This is a genomic window from Nostoc sp. (assembly GCF_036917195.1).
GTDB lineage: Bacteria > Cyanobacteriota > Cyanobacteriia > Cyanobacteriales > Nostocaceae > Nostoc.
The window spans coordinates 114,696-132,866 of sequence record NZ_JBALDG010000051.1; the positions used below are offsets into that span (position 1 = coordinate 114,696).

At 42.6% G+C, this 18,171-nt stretch carries 19 protein-coding genes; 6 read left to right on the top strand and 13 right to left on the bottom strand.

Going from position 1 to position 18,171, the window contains the following annotated elements:
- Nucleotides 1–28 precede the first annotated feature (28 nt).
- On the bottom strand, nucleotides 29–1,135 hold the full coding sequence (locus V7K40_RS16440) for a peptidylprolyl isomerase (RefSeq protein WP_334961428.1): 1,107 nt from the start codon (nucleotides 1,133–1,135) through the stop codon (nucleotides 29–31).
- Nucleotides 1,136–1,550: 415 nt separating this feature from the next.
- Between V7K40_RS16440 and efp the strand changes: the two genes are divergently transcribed.
- From efp to V7K40_RS16455, 3 genes are all read left to right on the top strand, one after another.
- Entirely contained in the window at nucleotides 1,551–2,108 is a 558-nt protein-coding gene (efp, locus tag V7K40_RS16445; protein ID WP_273768312.1) for an elongation factor P, read from the top strand.
- 108 nt (nucleotides 2,109–2,216) lie between these two features.
- Complete coding sequence (gene accB, locus V7K40_RS16450; protein ID WP_334961384.1) at nucleotides 2,217–2,774, top strand: acetyl-CoA carboxylase biotin carboxyl carrier protein; 558 nt, start codon at nucleotides 2,217–2,219, stop codon at nucleotides 2,772–2,774.
- A 76-nt stretch (nucleotides 2,775–2,850) separates the two neighbouring features.
- On the top strand, nucleotides 2,851–3,198 hold the full coding sequence (locus V7K40_RS16455; RefSeq protein WP_273768314.1) for a metalloregulator ArsR/SmtB family transcription factor: 348 nt from the start codon (nucleotides 2,851–2,853) through the stop codon (nucleotides 3,196–3,198).
- A 77-nt stretch (nucleotides 3,199–3,275) separates the two neighbouring features.
- Here the strand turns inward: V7K40_RS16455 and V7K40_RS16460 are convergent, their stop codons facing one another.
- Together V7K40_RS16460 and proS are read right to left on the bottom strand one after the other, a co-directional pair.
- Entirely contained in the window at nucleotides 3,276–3,890 is a 615-nt protein-coding gene (locus V7K40_RS16460) for a GerMN domain-containing protein (protein WP_334961386.1), read from the bottom strand.
- A gap of 347 nt (nucleotides 3,891–4,237) precedes the next feature.
- Nucleotides 4,238–6,253, bottom strand: a complete 2,016-nt coding sequence (gene proS, locus V7K40_RS16465; RefSeq protein ID WP_334961388.1) for a proline--tRNA ligase — start codon at nucleotides 6,251–6,253, stop codon at nucleotides 4,238–4,240.
- Nucleotides 6,254–6,417: 164 nt separating this feature from the next.
- On the opposite strand from proS, the gene V7K40_RS16470 reads away from it, so the two are divergent.
- Together V7K40_RS16470 and V7K40_RS16475 are read left to right on the top strand one after the other, a co-directional pair.
- Entirely contained in the window at nucleotides 6,418–7,800 is a 1,383-nt protein-coding gene (locus V7K40_RS16470; protein ID WP_334961390.1) for a 1-acyl-sn-glycerol-3-phosphate acyltransferase, read from the top strand.
- A 239-nt stretch (nucleotides 7,801–8,039) separates the two neighbouring features.
- On the top strand, nucleotides 8,040–10,232 hold the full coding sequence (locus V7K40_RS16475) for an ATP-binding protein (RefSeq protein ID WP_334961392.1): 2,193 nt from the start codon (nucleotides 8,040–8,042) through the stop codon (nucleotides 10,230–10,232).
- A 152-nt stretch (nucleotides 10,233–10,384) separates the two neighbouring features.
- Here V7K40_RS16475 and V7K40_RS16480 read toward each other — a convergent pair whose 3' ends face one another.
- Nucleotides 10,385–10,651: a hypothetical protein gene (locus tag V7K40_RS16480; protein ID WP_334961394.1), complete on the bottom strand. Its 267-nt coding sequence runs from the start codon at nucleotides 10,649–10,651 to the stop codon at nucleotides 10,385–10,387.
- Between the two features lie 39 nt (nucleotides 10,652–10,690).
- Nucleotides 10,691–10,885: a hypothetical protein gene (locus V7K40_RS16485; RefSeq protein ID WP_334961396.1), complete on the bottom strand. Its 195-nt coding sequence runs from the start codon at nucleotides 10,883–10,885 to the stop codon at nucleotides 10,691–10,693.
- A gap of 515 nt (nucleotides 10,886–11,400) precedes the next feature.
- On the opposite strand from V7K40_RS16485, the gene V7K40_RS16490 reads away from it, so the two are divergent.
- Nucleotides 11,401–12,342 carry an XDD3 family exosortase-dependent surface protein gene (locus V7K40_RS16490; protein ID WP_334961398.1) on the top strand — a complete coding sequence of 314 codons (942 nt, stop codon included), beginning with the start codon at nucleotides 11,401–11,403 and terminating at the stop codon, nucleotides 12,340–12,342.
- Between the two features lie 810 nt (nucleotides 12,343–13,152).
- Here V7K40_RS16490 and V7K40_RS16495 read toward each other — a convergent pair.
- The 8 genes from V7K40_RS16495 to V7K40_RS16530 form a co-directional block, all read right to left on the bottom strand.
- Entirely contained in the window at nucleotides 13,153–13,695 is a 543-nt protein-coding gene (locus V7K40_RS16495; protein WP_334961400.1) for a (2Fe-2S) ferredoxin domain-containing protein, read from the bottom strand.
- 121 nt (nucleotides 13,696–13,816) lie between these two features.
- Complete coding sequence (gene nifT / locus V7K40_RS16500; RefSeq protein ID WP_298921155.1) at nucleotides 13,817–14,020, bottom strand: putative nitrogen fixation protein NifT; 204 nt, start codon at nucleotides 14,018–14,020, stop codon at nucleotides 13,817–13,819.
- Nucleotides 13,995–14,282: a nitrogen fixation protein NifZ gene (locus V7K40_RS16505; protein WP_273768324.1), complete on the bottom strand. Its 288-nt coding sequence runs from the start codon at nucleotides 14,280–14,282 to the stop codon at nucleotides 13,995–13,997. The genes nifT and V7K40_RS16505 overlap by 26 nt, the downstream gene beginning before the upstream one ends.
- A complete protein-coding gene (nifV, locus tag V7K40_RS16510) occupies nucleotides 14,269–15,402 on the bottom strand; it encodes a homocitrate synthase (protein ID WP_334961403.1) in 1,134 nt (377 codons plus the stop codon). The genes V7K40_RS16505 and nifV overlap by 14 nt, the downstream gene beginning before the upstream one ends.
- Nucleotides 15,403–15,757: 355 nt before the next feature.
- On the bottom strand, nucleotides 15,758–15,955 hold the full coding sequence (locus V7K40_RS16515) for a DUF2949 domain-containing protein (RefSeq protein WP_334871807.1): 198 nt from the start codon (nucleotides 15,953–15,955) through the stop codon (nucleotides 15,758–15,760).
- Nucleotides 15,956–16,262: 307 nt separating this feature from the next.
- Nucleotides 16,263–16,532, bottom strand: a complete 270-nt coding sequence (locus V7K40_RS16520) for an Asr1405/Asl0597 family protein (RefSeq protein ID WP_334961404.1) — start codon at nucleotides 16,530–16,532, stop codon at nucleotides 16,263–16,265.
- Between the two features lie 41 nt (nucleotides 16,533–16,573).
- Entirely contained in the window at nucleotides 16,574–17,335 is a 762-nt protein-coding gene (gene cysE, locus V7K40_RS16525; protein WP_334961406.1) for a serine O-acetyltransferase, read from the bottom strand.
- A 603-nt stretch (nucleotides 17,336–17,938) separates the two neighbouring features.
- On the bottom strand, nucleotides 17,939–18,171 hold a 233-nt coding region (locus tag V7K40_RS16530), incomplete at its 5' end, for a hypothetical protein (RefSeq protein WP_334961408.1).

Genomic DNA, 18,171 nt, shown 5'->3' on the forward strand with positions numbered 1-18,171 from the left:
CTCATTTCCGGCTTCCCCTGCTCTCCTCTTATGCTGCTTGCGGCTCAACCAGATTTTCTATTCCCTGAACCACAGTTGCCGATTCAATTTTGTCACCTGCCTTCAGTTTATCCAAAATTTCTTTGCCTTCGGTGAGATAGCCAAAAACGGCATAACGACCATCCAACAGGTTGCGTCCGGCGGGGGTGAGTTCTGGTTCAAACAAAAAGAAGAAAAATTGTGATGAACCACCATTTACTTCACTTTCGGGACGAGCCATCACCACTGCACCAAAAGCAGAGAAAGGCAGAACTGGCATATCGATATAACGACCAGCTTCTTCTAGTGTAATGCCATAGGTAGGTGCTTTATCACCCTGAACTAAGACTTCTAAGGGAATGGCGCGATATTTGCCCGTCTTTGGATCAATGAAACCCACGTTTTTGCCGGCTGGATCTCCAGTTTGCAGAAAGTAAGATTCTTCAGAACGGGTAAACTCTAAACCATTATAAAAACCCCTCTGCACCAAATCTACAAAATTACCAGCAGTGACAGGGGCGCTATAACCGTCCACTACGAGGGTCAAATCGCCTTTATTGGTTTTGAATTCTACAGTGGCACGACCTTTAAGTTGTGGTAGGTTACTGTACTGGGCAGGTACTTCAAAGGGGAATTCTTTCACCATTGACTCTTCTAACTGAGTAATGAGATTTAGAAGTTTGCCTCTGTCTTGCAGAACTTGTTCTTTATCTTTGCTGTTTGCCAATTCTTGCAATTTAGCCACCCCAGATTTTAACTCGGTAATCCAAGCTTCGGCTTGGGGTTGGCGTTCTTCGGGAACACTTGTTAATATTTGAGAGGGTTTATCGAGAATACGGGATGCTTGGCTGATGTCTTTGGAAATAGCACCCCACCGCCGATTCGCCCGCAGTTGGGCAGAGATGTCCTCTAAACTCGCTTGTAATTCTCGTACAGGTTTGTTATCTATCGGGAGTGCATACCGCAACAGAGCCTTGCCATCGGTAATTGCGTTGCCGGCTGGCAGTGCGGCGCTACTGGAGGGAGTCCACCCAGCTGTAGTTATGCCTAAAAATATTGTTACTAGCAATATTGTCATTAGGCTGTTCTTCAGCCAGGATTTTAATAGGTTAGACATGGGATAACTCAAATGCAGCATTAAATTGTTGACTGGACGTAACCCATCAATCATCTTCCCACAGTAGGAGTGCTGTTAGCGATAGTAGGGCGTTTAGCCCGTGCTGGGTGCTGAGTCAAAATTAAATGCAAAGAGCCAGATTAGCAGATGGGAAGCTAAGAAAGAGTGGGGAGTAGGGAGTAGCGGGACAAGGGGAGACAAAAAGAATAACCAATGCCCAATGCCCAATACTTCTCTACGAGAGGCTGCGCCAACGGCTACGCTCAGTACAAGTGCCCAATGCCGAATACTTCTCTACGAGAGGCTGCGCCAACGGCTATGCTCAGTAACAAGTGCCCAATGACTAAATAATAACTAATTACCCCGCTTGAAGGGTACAATAAATGCCGATTGTCTTCCAAAATTTGAAAGTTTCATGATCTCCAGTAACGATTTTCGACCTGGTGTTTCAATTGTATTAGACGGGTCTGTATGGCGAGTGCTCGAATTCCTCCACGTTAAGCCAGGCAAAGGTTCTGCCTTTGTACGTACCAAACTGAGAAATGTTCAGAGTGGGAACGTGATGGAAAAAACGTTCCGAGCAGGCGAAACATTGCCGCAAGCTACTCTGGAAAAAAGCACGATGCAGCATACCTATAAAGAGGGTGATGAGTTTGTCTTTATGGATATGGAAACATATGAAGAAGGCAGATTGAGCGTAACGCAGATTGGCGATCGCATAAAATACCTCAAAGAAGGTATGGAAGTCAGCGTCATCCGTTGGGGCGAGCAAGTGCTTGAAGTGGAACTGCCCAATTCTGTGGTTCTAGAAATAGTCCAAACAGACCCAGGCGTTAAAGGTGACACGGCTACAGGTGGTACAAAACCAGCAATTGTGGAAACTGGGGCAACTGTGATGGTTCCCTTGTTTATCACCCAAGGAGAACGCATTAAGATTGATACGCGTGAGGATAAATACTTAGGCAGGGAATAACTTTCATCTCCACGAGATGCTTGCTCCTGATTTAAATCCCTACATAGGGATTAAATCCCTGCCACACTTAAGATGCTCATTTACGGATAGGTCGAGGTAATAAAAACTGTGCCATTGGACTTTAATGAAATCCGCCAACTACTGGCAACTATCGCACAAACAGATATTGTAGAAGTTACGCTCAAAAGCGATGACTTTGAACTAACAGTCCGTAAGGCTGTGAGTGTCAGCAATCAGGTGTTGTCGGCAGGTCAAGCGACCTTAGGCGGTGTGGTAGGTTCGGGATTGACATCGGGTTCATCTGGAGCAAATCAGGTCACCACGAGTCCGGTAACAGAGGTAGCCACAGGTCGCGTATTTGAGAATACTGGAACTGGGACACAATTACAGTTGTCAGTAAATCATCCCTCAATCATTGATCAGAGATTAGTAGAAGTGCCTTCCCCAATGGTGGGAACGTTTTATCGCGCTCCTGCACCGGGGGAAGCGGCATTTGTGGAAGTGGGCGATCGCATCCGCAAGGGTCAAACAGTCTGTATCATTGAGGCCATGAAGCTGATGAATGAAATCGAAGCCGAAGTCTCTGGACAGGTGATGGAAATTCTCCTCCAAAATGGTGACGCTGTAGAATATGGTCAACCTTTGATGCGAATTAACCCTGATTAAGTATTAATCTATATATGAAATGAGTCATCTCAAATGAGTCATCGTTAAAACTTTCAGTCCTTGCGGATTAATCCTGATGAAACAAACGTTGCCTTTACCGCCAGAAGTGGTGCAACAAGTAGCTGAATACTTCAGCCTGTTAAGTGAGCCGATGCGCCTGCGGCTGCTCCACTTATTACGGGATGAAGAAAAATGCGTGCAAGAGTTGGTAGAGGCAACCCAGACTTCTCAGGCAAATGTGTCAAAACACCTGAAGGTAATGTGGCAAGCAGGTATCCTTAGCCGCCGCAGTGAAGGAACTTGCGCCTATTACCGGGTGGAAGATCAAATGATTTTTGATTTGTGTAATCGGGTTTGCGATCGCCTCGCCACAAGGTTAGAACAGCAAGCCCGTAATTTTCGTGTGTTAAATGGTAATCGGTAAGCTTAATAGGAGTTATGAGTTATGAGTTAAAACTCTTAACTCCTCCACAAACGCGATTAATCGCGTCTCTAACTTTTTTAAAGCGGATAATTTTTCTGAAAGCTTTCACGAGTTAGTGGCTGTTCTAACTCTAGACCCTCACCACCTAAAACATCCAACGGTTTACCGTTCACGTCAATGTACACCTTGGCTTTGGGATTTAAAGTTGTCGCAGTATAAACAACTTGTCCTACGCGACCGATCATTGAGGTGCTACCACCACCGCTGGTAAAATCTTCAGATAAATTAACGTGAACCTCGTTATTTTCTGACTTCAAACCCAAGAGTTTGGTTGCTTTAGGGATGGTTGTTGAATCTGTCCCTCCTGTTGGTGGGCCTGCTAACAAACTTTGAAAAGCTGCTTCTAAAGGCTGGTTGGGTAGTATAGAAGCCACTTTAACAGGCTGGGGAACCAAAGCAATATTTTTGTCCTTTGGTCTTAGCCAATAAACGTTAGGCGTTTGCTCATTACCTGGCTGCCTAGTTGATGGCTGTACTGGTTGAGCGATCTGTTGAGAGGGGTTTGACGGTGTGGGAGTATTACTGGAGTGGGAAGTAAACCAAGCTACACTACCGCCCACCGCTACAACCACTGCTGACACGGCTGCAATTGCGCCTGAAGAAATACGATTAGATCCTTGTTGGTCTTTCATGTTCAAAACCTTCCTGACTGAGGGCTGATATGGGAGTTATGTGAGGAGCAGCCTGGTTAAAGACGATACTTATAAGTGGAGAGTTTCCCACAACTTGGAGGAGGCTTGATGCATCAAAATACAATTATTTTTAATTCTGCAAGTCCCTTATTCAATTCTAGAATTTTTACTTCTAATCCGTCACCTCCAAATTATGTAAATTTCATTCTTTATAGAGATGATTGAAAATTAAATTTACAAAGCAAAGGAACGCTTAGGAAAACACAGAGGAACGCAAAATAAAGTATTTATTCCTCTGCGTAAACCTTTGCACCCTTACCCTGGGGGAAGGTGAAGCACCTATGCGTTTAATTTTTACCCTCTATCGCTGCGGTAATCCACTTATGAAGTGTAGTTGTAACTTCATCAATGACAATTTCTTGAGATTTACGGGTGGCTCTTTCTACAACTTCGACTTTGCCATTAGCGATCGCTCGCCCGGTTACAATCCGATAAGGGATGCCAATCAAATCAGCATCTTTAAATTTTACTCCTGCCCGTTCATCGCGGTCATCTAGTAGGGTTTCAATTCCCGCTTGATTCAGTTCTGTGTAAAGTTTTTGAGCGATTTCAACTTGGTTTACATCCTTAATGTTAGGAATTGTGACGATCGCGTGATAGGGGGCGATCGCTACTGGCCAAATAATCCCATCTTTATCGTAAGATTGCTCTACGGCGGCTTGTGCTAGTCGTGACACACCTACGCCAAAACAACCCATAACTAGCGGCTTTTCTTCGCCCTGTTCATTGGTATAAGTTGCTCCCATCGCTTCGGAATATTTAGTACCTAATTCGAAGATGTGACCTGCTTCGATTCCACGGGCGCTGAAGAGAGTTTGTTCTGGGTTATGGATGGCGCGATCGCCTGGTCTTGCCTTCCGCACATCTACTGCTTTTTCTGGTAACTTAAATTGCTCACCCCAATTAGCACCAACTACGTGATAGCCAGCTTCATTCGCACCTGTAACAAAGTTTTTTAAATTAACGGCTGTGTTATCAAAATACCGCTCAATAGCAATTGGATACTGTAATTGCAGTATTCGTACTTTTTTAAGTGCTTCGTCCAGGTTGATCTGTTGAGAAAAATTAGAAGCATTAAATTTTCTCTCAACTTCTGTTCTTATGTCAGACAAGCTATACGATGGAGATAATGGTAACTCTTTGAGAATTTCATCAATTTCCGTCATATTTAATCCCAATTTCTCTTGAAGCTCTTGCCTTGTAAAGTTACGAGCCGCAATATAATCGCTACAGAAATCAGGAGCAATATAGCCTAGAGGTAAAGGTCTGGTTGCCCATATCTTTTGATCGCTTATGTCTGAAACAGTTAAAGATAAAACTGTTGAAGTGCGCCCATACTGATCTGTTTTTTTTGCTAGTTCATTGAGAAGTTTAACTTCGTTTATTTCTTGATCACCACGAATACTCACTAGGACAAGTAAAGTATTATCGTTAGCATAAACCGCCTTATACAGAACGTTTTTCACTAATTGAGTGGAAGAACAGTTAAGGAGTTGACAAACCTTTTCAATGGTTTCTGTTCCAGGTGTATCGCGTTTCTCATAGGTTGTAAACCGTGAGGTTTCGGCATCAATTGGTAAAGAAACAGCCTTTTCTACGTTAGCGGCGTATTTGCCATCCTCAGTGTAGAGAACTTCATCTTCACCAGCTTCCGCCAAAATCATAAATTCTGTGGAACCAGAACCACCAATTGCCCCAGAATCGGCTTCCACTGCCCGAAAAGCTAAACCAGAACGTCGCAGGATATTGCTGTACGCTTTATACATATCCTGGTAAGTTTCTTTGAGACTGGCTTCATCAGCATGGAAAGAATAGCCGTCCTTCATAATAAATTCCCGTCCACGCATCAAACCAAAGCGAGGACGAATTTCATCGCGGAATTTGGTTTGAATTTGGTAGAGGTGGAGTGGTAGTTGGCGATAAGAGCGAATCATATCACGAGCGATCGCTGTGATTACTTCCTCATGAGTTGGGCCTAATCCTAATTGTTGTTCACGGCGGTCAATTAGGGAAAACATGATCCCCTCAGCTTTGGTATAGGTGTCCCAGCGTCCCGATTCCTTCCATAAATCAGCAGGTTGTAATTGTGGTAGGAGACATTCTTGTGCACCTGTAGCGTTCATTTCTTCCCGCACAATCTGGGAAACTTTTTGCAGTACCCGCCACATCAGTGGCAGATAAGCATAGAGACCACTTCCGATGCGACGAATGTAACCTGCACGGAGTAATAATTTATGGCTAGGAATCTCAGCATCAGCTGGATCGTCCCGGAGTGTAACGAATAACATTTGTGACAGTCGCATCGTTTATAGCCTTTCTTTGCTCACTAATTTCTATGTCAACTAAAGTATGAAGTATTAAGGATGAAGTATTAAGGATGAAGTACAAAGTATACAGTGTTATTTCTTTTTCATTTTTATTTATAGCTTTCCGCCTTTTTTGATCACAACTTTAGGAGAGAACTACCTTGGCAGATGTAATTTATCAAGCACAAGCACCCTTAGAATTTATTCCGCCGACGTTTAACCCCTTATTACTACGAGTTGTCCATCTGTTGCTACCCAGTTGGATAAACTGGCAAACAGCTATTACCCAAATTGAAGCAGACAATGTAGAGGCTCTGGTAGATGTCTATCGCCAGTTTCAGGAGGGTAAGATCCGTTTTATGCTGGCATTTCGCCATCCTAAAACAGATGATCCACTTTGTTTGGGCTACTTGCTGTCTCAACTGGTGCCAAAGGTAGCACGATCGCAAGGTACAGCACTAGAATTTCCGATTCACGCTCATTTTATCTACGATCGCGGCATTCCTCTATGGGCAGGTGCCCACGTTGGCTGGATCATGTCTCATTTAGGTGGTACTCCGATTCAGCGGGGTAAGGCTGACTGGACGGGGTTACGTTCGGCGCGTGACTTGTTTGCCAATGGGAAATTCCCGATGGCTGCTGCGCCAGAAGGTGCTACCAATGGTTTATCAGAGAATATTAGCCCCCTCGAACCTGGTATCGCCCAATTAGGCTTTTGGTGTGCTGAAGATTTGCACAAAGCTGGACGTGACCAACAGGTTTTAATTGTACCAGTTGGGATTAAATATAGTTACGTTGATGCTCCTTGGGATGCGATCGCAAATCTTTTAAGTGAATTGGAAGCGGCTAGTGGTTTACCTGTGAATCCATCGGAACATGCTTCTGTGGAGTCGCTTTATCCTCGGTTGTTGACTTTGGCAGAACATTTACTTTCGCTGATGGAACAATTTTACACACGGTTTTATCATCTCAAGCTGCCGGATGCCAAAACAGTAGTGGGAGAAATTGAAGATAGAAATGAAGCGTTAGCAGTTCGTTTGCAAGCTTTGTTAAATGCAGCGTTACTAATATCAGAACAGTATTTTGATTTGCAGTCAAAAGGTACTTTGAGTGACCGCTGTCGGCGGGTAGAACAAGCAGGTTGGAATTATATATTTAGAGAAGATTTTAAGGATGTAAAAGGAGTATCCGCTGTAGAGAAAGCTTTAGGCGATCGCGTTGCGGAAGAAGCGAATGCGCGGATGTGGCATATGCGTTTAGTAGAAAGTTTTGTAGCAGTTTCTGGTAATTATATTCGTGAAAATCCAACGGGAGAAAGGTTTGCTGAGACAACTTTAATTTTATGGCAGATGATTGCCAAAATCAAAGGCGATAAAGCTGTCCAGCGTCCGCAATTGGGTAAGCAAAAAGTCAAAATTACTGTGGGTAAACCGATATCTGTTTCTGAGCGCTACCCAGCGTATAAAGAAAATCGTTTGGGTGCTAGGCAAGCCGTTGCTGAAGTGACGAATGATTTACAACACGCGTTGGAAAGATTGATTTGATTAAGAGGGTTGCATCTTTAGCTAGAAAGCAGAATAAAGGTGTCAGTCGTCAGGAGGCTTATTGATTTCGACCCCTTAGCTCCTGACTAGTCTAAACTCCAGAACTTAGATTCAGTGCGGATTGTGTTCAATCTAGAAATTTTTGGGGAATTATCTTAAGTAGGACTACAGTTTTTGCTGGTTTCAATGAGTTCAAAGCCGTGCCAGCAGCCTTTAAAATGTACTCACGTTTCCTGCTTATGAAGACTCGCTCATCATTCAGTAAATTCCGGGCATTGCCATTACAGCTTGTCCTCATCGTTCCTTTCATAGTGCAAGTGTTTGGCGCAGTAGGGTTGGTCGGATATTTGTCGTTTAAAAATGGTGAGAAAGCGGTTCAGGATCTGTCAAAGCAGTTGATCAAGCGAACCAGTAGTGAGGTAAATCAGCATTTGGATGCCTACCTGTCAATTCCGCATAAAGTCATCCAGATCAATGCTGCTGCAATTCGTATGGGATTACTAAATGTGCGCGATCGCAAAACTGTTGACAAATACTTTTGGCACCAAATGCAAGCCTATGACCTAACGTATATCAGCTTGAATCTGGCAACTGGGGAAGGGGCTGGAGCTGGACGCTACGATGGCAAGACGGTTACTATCGACGATAGTACCATCAAAACACCTAGCCTGCCGAAAAATTCGACAACTTACTTGACAGACAATGATGGCAACCCCACTAAAATCTTGTCCACCGCTACGTGGGACACCCTCAATGAACTGATATATACTGAACCTATCAAAGCTGGGAAACCCATCTGGACTCGCATCTACACCTACTACGATCCCGCCTATCCTCCCTATGTTGCGGCATCTGCGGGTAGCCCAGTTTATGATGCTAATAAAAAGCTCATTGGCGTGGTGGGGGTTGACATTCATCTATTGAAACTGAGCGAATTTTTGCGAACATTAGATATCAGTCACTCTGGGCAAGTGTTTGTTATGGAGCAGGATGGTATGTTGGTTGCTAATTCCTGCCAGGAACAGCCTTTTACTGTAACCAATAACGAAATTAAACGCCTCAAAGCAATAGACAGTCCTAATCCAGTTGTGCAAGGTATTGCTAAACAGCTTCAACAAAGTATTCCTAACCTTCACTCCATCACCAATACCCAAGAACTTCAAGCCAATTTTCAGGGAGAAAATTATCATGTGCATATTGCTCCCTGGCGCGACCAATATGGCTTGGACTGGCTGATTGTGACCAGCGTTCCAGAAAGCACCTTCATGGCACAGATCAACGCCAACACCCAAATTAGTATCCTGCTTTGTTTTGGGGCGCTGGTAGTAGCAATGGCAATCGGTGTCTTCACTTCCCGATGGATTGCGCGTCCCATCCTGAACTTGAATCAGGCTAGTGAGGCAATGGCAGGCGGTGACTTACAACAGACAGTAAAATGTGGCAACATCGAAGAATTCAACATTCTTGCCCACTCATTTAACCACATGGCAGGGCAATTGCGCGACTCATTCATCGCCTTAGAAAACAGTAATGCGGAGCTGGAAAACCGAGTGGAAGACCGGACTGTTGAACTCAAAACAGCTTTAAGTGAATTGCAGCGCACCCAAGCACAAGTGATTCAAAGTGAAAAAATGTCTAGCCTGGGTCAACTGGTGGCAGGTGTAGCACATGAAATCAACAATCCTGTGAACTTTATCCACGGCAATATTATCTACATAAATGAATACACTCAAGATTTGCTGCGGATGATCCAGCTTTACCAACAACGCCATCCCAGCAATGACCCAGAAGTGGAAGCCCTAGCTGATGAAATCGATCTGGAGTTTTTAATCAAAGATTTACAGAAAATGTTGTCTTCTATGAAAATGGGGACTGACCGGATTCGTAGCATTGTGCTATCACTGCGGAACTTTTCCCGCATGGATGAAGCGGAATTCAAAAAAGTTGACATTCATGAAGGGATTGAAAGTACACTGTTAATTTTGCAACATCGTCTGAAAAGCCAAGCACAAGGTCCAGCAATTGAAGTTATTCGAGACTATGGCAACTTGCCCCCAATAGAATGTTATGCCGGACAAATCAATCAAGTTTTGATGAATATTTTGGTAAATGCGATTGATGCCCTAGATGAAGCAAATAGCAAACGCACGGATGAGGAAATAAAGGCAAATCCAAGTCAAATTAAAATTTGCACCTCAGTTAGTAATTCGCAGTTGGTGGAAATTGCGATCGCTGATAACGCATTAGGAATGCCTTCAGAAGTTAAAAACTGCGTCTTTAATCCCTTCTTCACCACCAAATCTGTAGGCAAAGGAACAGGCATGGGCATGGCAATCAGCTATCAAATTATCACCGAAAAACATGGTGGCAAATTGGAATGTTTTTCTACTGTTGGTAAAGGAAGTCAGTTTATAATTCAATTGCCTATATGACAGCAGGCGGCAGTTTTATAATGAATGAGCCGTATCTCCAGCCGATCTAAGAAAAACTGAAACTTGCGTAATGACAATGGGGAAGGATCTGAGAATTCTCCAGACTCTGAAGTTTCACAATTAGCTAGGCTTCAAAAATAAGTCGTGCCAAGCTAGCTGCCTTCTATATTGGGTTTTCCTATCCTTGTAATTCGCTCATGTCTTAGGGGTAACGCCCAACTGCCCGAATCCTCTAGTATCCAAGCAATGGTGCTATATCCCTGACCTATGCTAATTGATTTGTTTCCTGCTACTGTGACACTGCTGTGTTCAATTGTCCTCTCCTGTAGAGTTACCGCATCCGGGCGCGACCACGCGGTGTGGTCGCCTGTTAACAACGGACGACCCTGTGTTGGCATCTGTTTGATGTATAACTGCATCAATATTTTGTCGCTTCTGCTATCTTCTAATGCTGTGCGCTAAAAGCGCCCCGCTTCGCTAACGTAAATGCTTGACCACTTACGTCTAAATACTGGTGATAGTGATAAATTTGCCAAGCTGTACACATTACGGCTCAGAAGTATCGCATCTGTCAATTCAAAAGTTGCGTCATGTGCTTTTCCTAAATGCTCATAAGCTGCTTGACGAAAATCTTGGAGTCTGGCACGTTTCATATTGGCAGGTGAGAGTTGGTGGTTCTTCTCTCATCTTCCGGTGAAGGGGTCTGTGTTAAGCGCAGACTGCCCTTCCAAAAATTTTATACAACGACACGTACAATCCTTTGTTAATGATCGCCTGCTTTTAGTCTAAACTCCAGTAGATTAATGCAGACAACAAATTTCTAGCGATCGCGGGTTTAGATGCCCTGTACGGAGATGCAGGCGGGATATGGTTTATTAAGCTTACACAAACCCAAAAATTTTTCAAAACTATTTAAGTAAAAGGGTGCAAAAAATCTTAGGCTACTAGGCCTACTTGGCTTTACTCCTATTTCACATTGAAGACAATTAGGTAAAGTAAAACTAATTTCAAGTAAATATGTAATTGATTGTTTGAGTTTTATAAAATTACCATTAACTTTTCCAAATTATATTTTCAGAAGAATCACGCTTTTTTGTTTTTGTAATTCCAATTACAAATAGATAAGTCCAGGAAATTGTGATTCCCTAAATCAATCAGGTTATAAATAATGAAAACTCACAGCTTATTCAATTTACTGAAAATTGGCATTACCACTTTTGGAATCTTCTTTGTGGCTGGTCAAGGAGCATATGCCTCCGACTTAAAGGGAACAGCATTTAGCATATCTTTGGAGTGTCTGAACGACACTACTGGTCTTTTTATGGGTCAAAACCCCACTGATGCTAGCGGCTGGCAATATGCATTTGATTCAAACACAGATGGAATGAACGGGAACTACTGGGTTGGTGCCGCACCAGGGACAGTAAATCCCTACGATATCTCTGGTATGGCTATCAAAGAAACTGCTACCAGCGTCATTGTGGCAATCAATGGCAATATGAAGTTGACAGGAGAGGCTGAAGCGGGTGCAGCTGGTGGTCAGATTGGATATGGTGATTTGTTCTTCAACATGGCGGGTAAGACCTTTGAAAATGCTATGAGTAGCGGAGATTTGTTTGGTATTCATTTCTCTTCAGTGAATGCTTCCGGGGTACAACAACTAGGTGTTTATAGTGGTGTTCAGGCAAAGACAGTTGCTGATAGCAAAGAAGGCTACAGTGTTGGATATGGTGGTTTGGCAGGAGATGGATGGATTTCTTACGAAACTCAGGTAAAACAAGGTGGTGGTGTTGTCGGTTATGGTGATTTGACCAGTAGTTACTTTACTAATAACGGCAAGGACAATACATTTAATCTCAATGTTATTGACTCTGGAAAATATCTTAATGGAATCTCGTTTCTAGCACAGGGTAATGTAACGCAGCAGTTGCTAACCACTGGCTATGATGCCAACAAATTCAACGGCACACAAACCATTGCATTTGAATTTCATAAATCTGGTATTGTCCAATCGACTCCTGAGCCTGCTAGTCTCACTGGTTTAGGAATCGTTGGTCTGGCCTTAGCTGGCAGCAAACGGCGCAAGAGGTCTATTGTAGCAATTGGGTAGGGACTATTCGCAATACAGCTTAATTTATCTTCAGTGATTATGGACACGAGAAAAGACTACATTATCCTCAGGAAAAATAATAGCTGGAGTAATGGAACTTTGGATAAAGCTTAAGCGAAAAGTATCCCAAGCCCCAAAGATTTCCTCAATAAACATTAAATAAGTAAATTTCAATGCTCTTACTAGAAAGTAAGGGCATTTTTTCTCTAAGATAGTTATCAAATACAAAAACTACTCAGGCAATTCTCCAAACAATCTCGATAAGGCTTATAACATTTGTCAAACGCAAGCAGACAAGACGCTAGTTATTCTGCAAGCTCTAGATACACCTATATCAGACTATAGATATATCCGAAAAAGAATGTAAAAGTGAGTAAAGACGCGATTAATCGCGTCTTTACTCACTTTTACAACTTTAACTTTTTCTACGACAAAGCATTAATCGGATAATTCACCAAAACGTTTCTGGTAAAAGTGTAAGAGTTATTCTACTAATTCTCGTTGCTGTCGTACCTGTTGGGCATGAATACTTGTTTGTTCTACAAGTTCTTTTGGAGTGAGAAATGTATTACCTTGCTCATCAAAGCAGTATAGCCACTCACCCTCCTATCCTTCATGGATACCTTGACCTCTACTAATTCCCAAGCCTATTTCAGGTATCCATGCGGGTTCTTACTAGCAATGCAGCAGCAGTTATAACTTAGCCGATCACAGTTTGACAAGGATGCTACCGATACCGACAACTTTGTAGGGGTAAAATTTTACCCCTACAAAGTTGTGTATTGTTTGAAGAATAGATAGAGAAAGTTATTACTCTGTTAAGTGACCTTCTAGCAAAGATGCGATCGCTTCAGGTTGAATATTCTTGTATTTCTTTTTACCAAGTTCTAAAACACAGTTGGGGGCGCTGCTACAGCATTTTTGGCAACCAGTATGTTCAATGGTAACTTTGTCTAACAAACCGCGATCGCTCAAAGTTTTTTCTAATTCTGATAAAAACCCTTTACCACCACGTTTGAGACAACCTGACTTTTGACATACCATAATCCTCGCTTTGGTTTCAGGCGGTAAATCTTGATTTGGACACGCATCAATTGGTGTCACCCGATAGGCTTTGATTTTTATTTTACTTGTGCGCGAGTCTACCTTACTATGACCACAAACGCGAATTTGCTGGCCAGGAACCAAGGATAAACTCAGAGAACGGCGCAACTCTTTAGGCAGTTTAATTTCCACATTTCCAGATGGAACTGCCAATTGCAAGTATTTATATTTTCCTGGATGACCACCAACAAAACCTAGTAACTGTCCCTCAAGATTCAATTCTGATAATGTCAGATACTTGTTACCCATGATTGATAAAAAGTTAGGAGTAGAGACGCGATTAATTGTGTCTGTGCAGGAGTTAGGAGTTAAAAGTTAGGAGTTAATAATCATAAATTATTATTCATAACTCATCACTCCTAACTTTTTTTTACGAGAGGCGTTTAGCTTCTACAGTTTGCGGTAAATTCGCTGTGTCTGGCAAATCACGAAATTCCAATTCCCAACCATTTGCTAGGGTGAGAATCTTGCCATCATTTCCATCGGTTTGTTTAACTACTTCTTCCTCAAGGTCTTTTTTAGCAACGTAGACTACTAAGGTACCGGCGTCATTCATGCGTAGCATTACTTTCATGAGATTCCTCAACAGATTCTAGTTCATTTTTCTTACAGCCGACGACGAACCCTGTTTCTAAGAAATGCACAGCATAGATATATGAACTCTGCAAATATGTGCCTATACTTGCTATGTAACCGATATCTCCTTTTTTGACTAAAACTTGCCCGACTTCTTTACCAGGAAAAGTACCATCGTTCTTGAGCAGTTTGCGAACTCTGACTTTTTCACCAATTTCAAAAGCCGGTGGCAAGTTTAGTTCTAATTCATCGCGTTGCATGAGAATACCTCTGTTCTCTGACCAAATTCAATAGTTCTTCTGTTGTCAGGCTGCGTTTTTTCTGTACCGATTGATGGCGCACTGCGTCTAAAACAGACTGGGTTTCTTGGGAGTTCAAGAAAATTCCATGCTGCTCTAGCAAGTTTGAAACCAAATGCCGTCCAGAATGTTTTCCTAATACTAAACGCCGTTCCCAACCCACCTCTTCGGGAGCAAATGGTTCATAGGTGATGGGGTTTTGTAGTACTCCGTGAGCATGAATGCCAGATTCGTGAGCAAAGGTATTTTCGCCAACGATCGCTTTCCAGGGTGGTACATCTGCACCTGATGCAGCAGCAACTAGTTGAGACAGTTCCAGCAAACTGCGAGTGTTGATGTCCAAATCAACGCCATAGATGCGTTTGATCGCCATCACAACTTCTTCTAGCGCTGCGTTTCCCGCCCTTTCACCCAATCCGTTGACTGTGGTATTCACTGATAAAGCCCCGGCTTTGATACCCGCAAGGGCATTGGCAGTTGCCAGACCAAAATCATTGTGGGTATGGATTTCTAAGGGAATCATCAAAGCTGAAACCAGCCGTTTGACCTTTGTGTAGGTCGTGAAAGGGTCAAGAACTCCTACGGTATCGCAGAAGCGGAACCGGGATGCACCCCATTCTTGAGCATAAAGTGCTACATCTAAGAGAAAGTTTTCATCAGCCCTAGAAGAATCTTCTCCGCCGACTGCTACCCAAAGACCTTGATCGACGGCGAAGCTGATACAGTCTTTGAGTTTTTGCAAACTTACTCGCCATTGACCGTGGAATTTGGCGGCGATTTGGATACCAGAGACGGGAATGGCGATATGCACCCGGTTCAGACCGCAAGCGATAGAAGCCTTAATATCTGAGATGACAGCACGGTTCCAGCCCAGGAGTTTTGCTTGTAAACCTAACTTAGAAATTGCTGCGATCGCTCGTATTTCTTCGTTACCCATTGCTGGTATACCAACTTCTAATTCGGGAATACCAATGGCATCGAGAAATTTAGCGATCGCTACTTTTTCTTCTAGGTTAAAAGCAACACCTGCTGCTTGTTCGCCATCACGCAATGTAGTGTCATTAATTATGATTTGATTCATTGCAAATATCCCTCTCTTGGAAGTATTCTTAATATCCTTTCTCTCTACAATCCCCAGCGATGGTAAATGCTAAAAATATCACAATTCATAATGTAGGATACATGATCCTTAATTATTGACCGATTCTCAGCATTACATCTGTATGACAGGGAACTAAAACCATGTATATTTTACTAATCGTTTTTACCGATGTCAGTTGAGGTTTGTTCGAGTAGCAATGAACTAATATAGCTATTAGCAAGTCCGGAACAAAGTAAGACACAGAATCCAGCAATTAAGGATGTAATCATCTTGGTAACCTCAGATTTTCTAGAGCATTGGGGTGTAATTTAGGCAGATGATGGGTACAAATTAGCTAACTTTGTTCTGCTAACCAGTCAAAAATCTTTTCTAGCTGCTCCAAGTTAACTAAACCATACTGCCAGAGGAGCATCGCTAAAGGACCATTTTCTGACTCCCGGTGTCGCAAAGCTACAGCAATATCCGCATTTGAAAGTTCAAGTTCCTTGTGCAAAAAATTGAGGAGTTTTATATCTCTGTTCCGAGTAGGCATAATTGATTGAACTTTCAATTTATTAATTTGGGAAAGAATTAAAAATCAGAAATTTCTAGTCTTGTTTGGTAATTTCGCTCTTGTAATTGTCGCTAGATGTCAGGAAAATTTCAGATTTAGGAGACTAAACAAAATCTAAAACTCGGTTAATCCCTCTCAGTCTGCAACAAAATCTGCTAGCGGACAGTAGCTTCAACTTCTAAATATCGAATAGATTTGTGCATCTATGAACAAAAAGTATGAAGTGCAGTGCTTGCGTCATGAATTCAAGATTAATAGTGTCTGAATTAGGTTTAACAAAAACACTTCATTTTTCATCATTGTAATGCCAGCAACGCTCTAGCCACTCCAATAATTCCTGACGAGAAGCAAGAAATTGCATAACTGTACAGCGAATTAGAATTACTTCTAGCAAATTGTTCACTTGCACTCGTAAAGAACCATCGGGGGGACAAGAACTATTAATTTTTAACTCTTGCAAACGGTGATAGATTCGCCAGCGATCGCTCAAAGGAATCTGCAAAACTTGATCGCCTAAAGGCTCAGAACTAAGTGGTGAGGCATTTAATTCTCTCATATTGGCAAAGTGGGGAAGATGACGGGGATGAAGGAGAATAATTACTTACTACTAACTCCTGTCTGCTGTTTCTTGATTTCTAAGGTTTGCAGTTGTTTTTCGAGTTGCTCAATGCGCGAGAGCAAAGAATAAATCACCGTTGCTTCCACATCGGGTATCTTTCCATGTTCTAAAGGAGAAAGGCTGGCGTTTTCATTTCGGGAAATAATTCGACCGGGAACTCCCACGACTGTGCAATCGCTGGGGATATTCCGTAAGACAATCGAACCTGCACCAATACGGACGCGATCGCCAATTTCAAGATTACCCAAAACTTTCGCACCCGCCCCGATCACTGCATTTTTACCCACTGTGGGATGACGCTTACCGCTTTCTTTACCAGTCCCACCAAGGGTGACGCCCTGATAAATCAGTGTATAGTCGCCCACGATCGCAGTTTCGCCAATCACAACACCCATTCCGTGGTCGATAAACACACCCTGTCCAATCTCTGCACCTGGGTGAATTTCAATTCCGGTCAAAAATCGTCCCAAATGAGAAATAAACCGGGGAATAAAACCCACTCCTCGACCATGTAACCAGTGAGCAAGACGATGCAAACAGAGTGCGTGCAATCCAGGATAGCAAAACACCACCTCTAGCCAATTACATGCTGCTGGATCGCGCTCAAAGATAATGCGAAAATCACTCAATAACGGCTCAAAAAAAACGCCAGAGAAGAGATTTTTCAGCAGGGATGTATGTGCAGAATCCGGCGTTTTGATAGTTTCGGGATTCTTGATATTGTCTAAAGACTGTTGCATCGGTAATGTCTATCTGGTTGAAAGAGCCATGTGCTATTTTTATGCTTATATCAGGCGACTTCCAACTGGACAGGAAACCCAATGCTGATTGGATTTATTGGATTGATTAAGGTTGTACTCAAACGCCGAAACTCCGACTTAAGATAAACTTAAAATATGTCTTGGGGTAGGGGCGCTAGTATTTAATGATAGGGGTACTAGTATTTTTAGGGCAGGGTTTAAGAATTTCTGTACTCGCTACAAGAAACTTTACCTGTAAGAGTTTGCTAAGATTTAGTCAAGAGATTTTGCAATCTATTAAGTTGTACTCAGATGCACTCAAATAAGAGTTAGATGAGATTAAAAATCAACTTTTTGTATATGCTACTACTATTATTATCCTATTATTTGGTTAGGCGAAAGACAAGTTTCTTTATTTTCTCTTAGGATTTGCTGTCTGTATGTATATATACGTTTCAAAATATAGTTATAGCTCATATTAGATATTTTCTTATTATATAGATGTGTGGGAATAGCGATCGCAAAATATTAGAACAGCATAATAGGTAAATGTTCCCATAGCAATCGAATAATAACTGATTGCTGTAAGTTAGCACTGCTGTGCTACCATACCCACGAAATTTGTAAAGGTGGATTCATCCAGTTCAAAGACTCGGCGACGGAGTTCTGAGGTGGATTCATCCAGTTCAAAGACTCGGCGACGGAGTTCTGAGGTGGATTCATCCAGTTCAAAGACTCGTTGACGGAGTTCTGAGGTGGATTCATCCAGTTCAAAGACTCGTTGACGGAGTTCTGAGGTGGATTCATCCAGTTCAAAGACTCGTTGACGGAGTTCT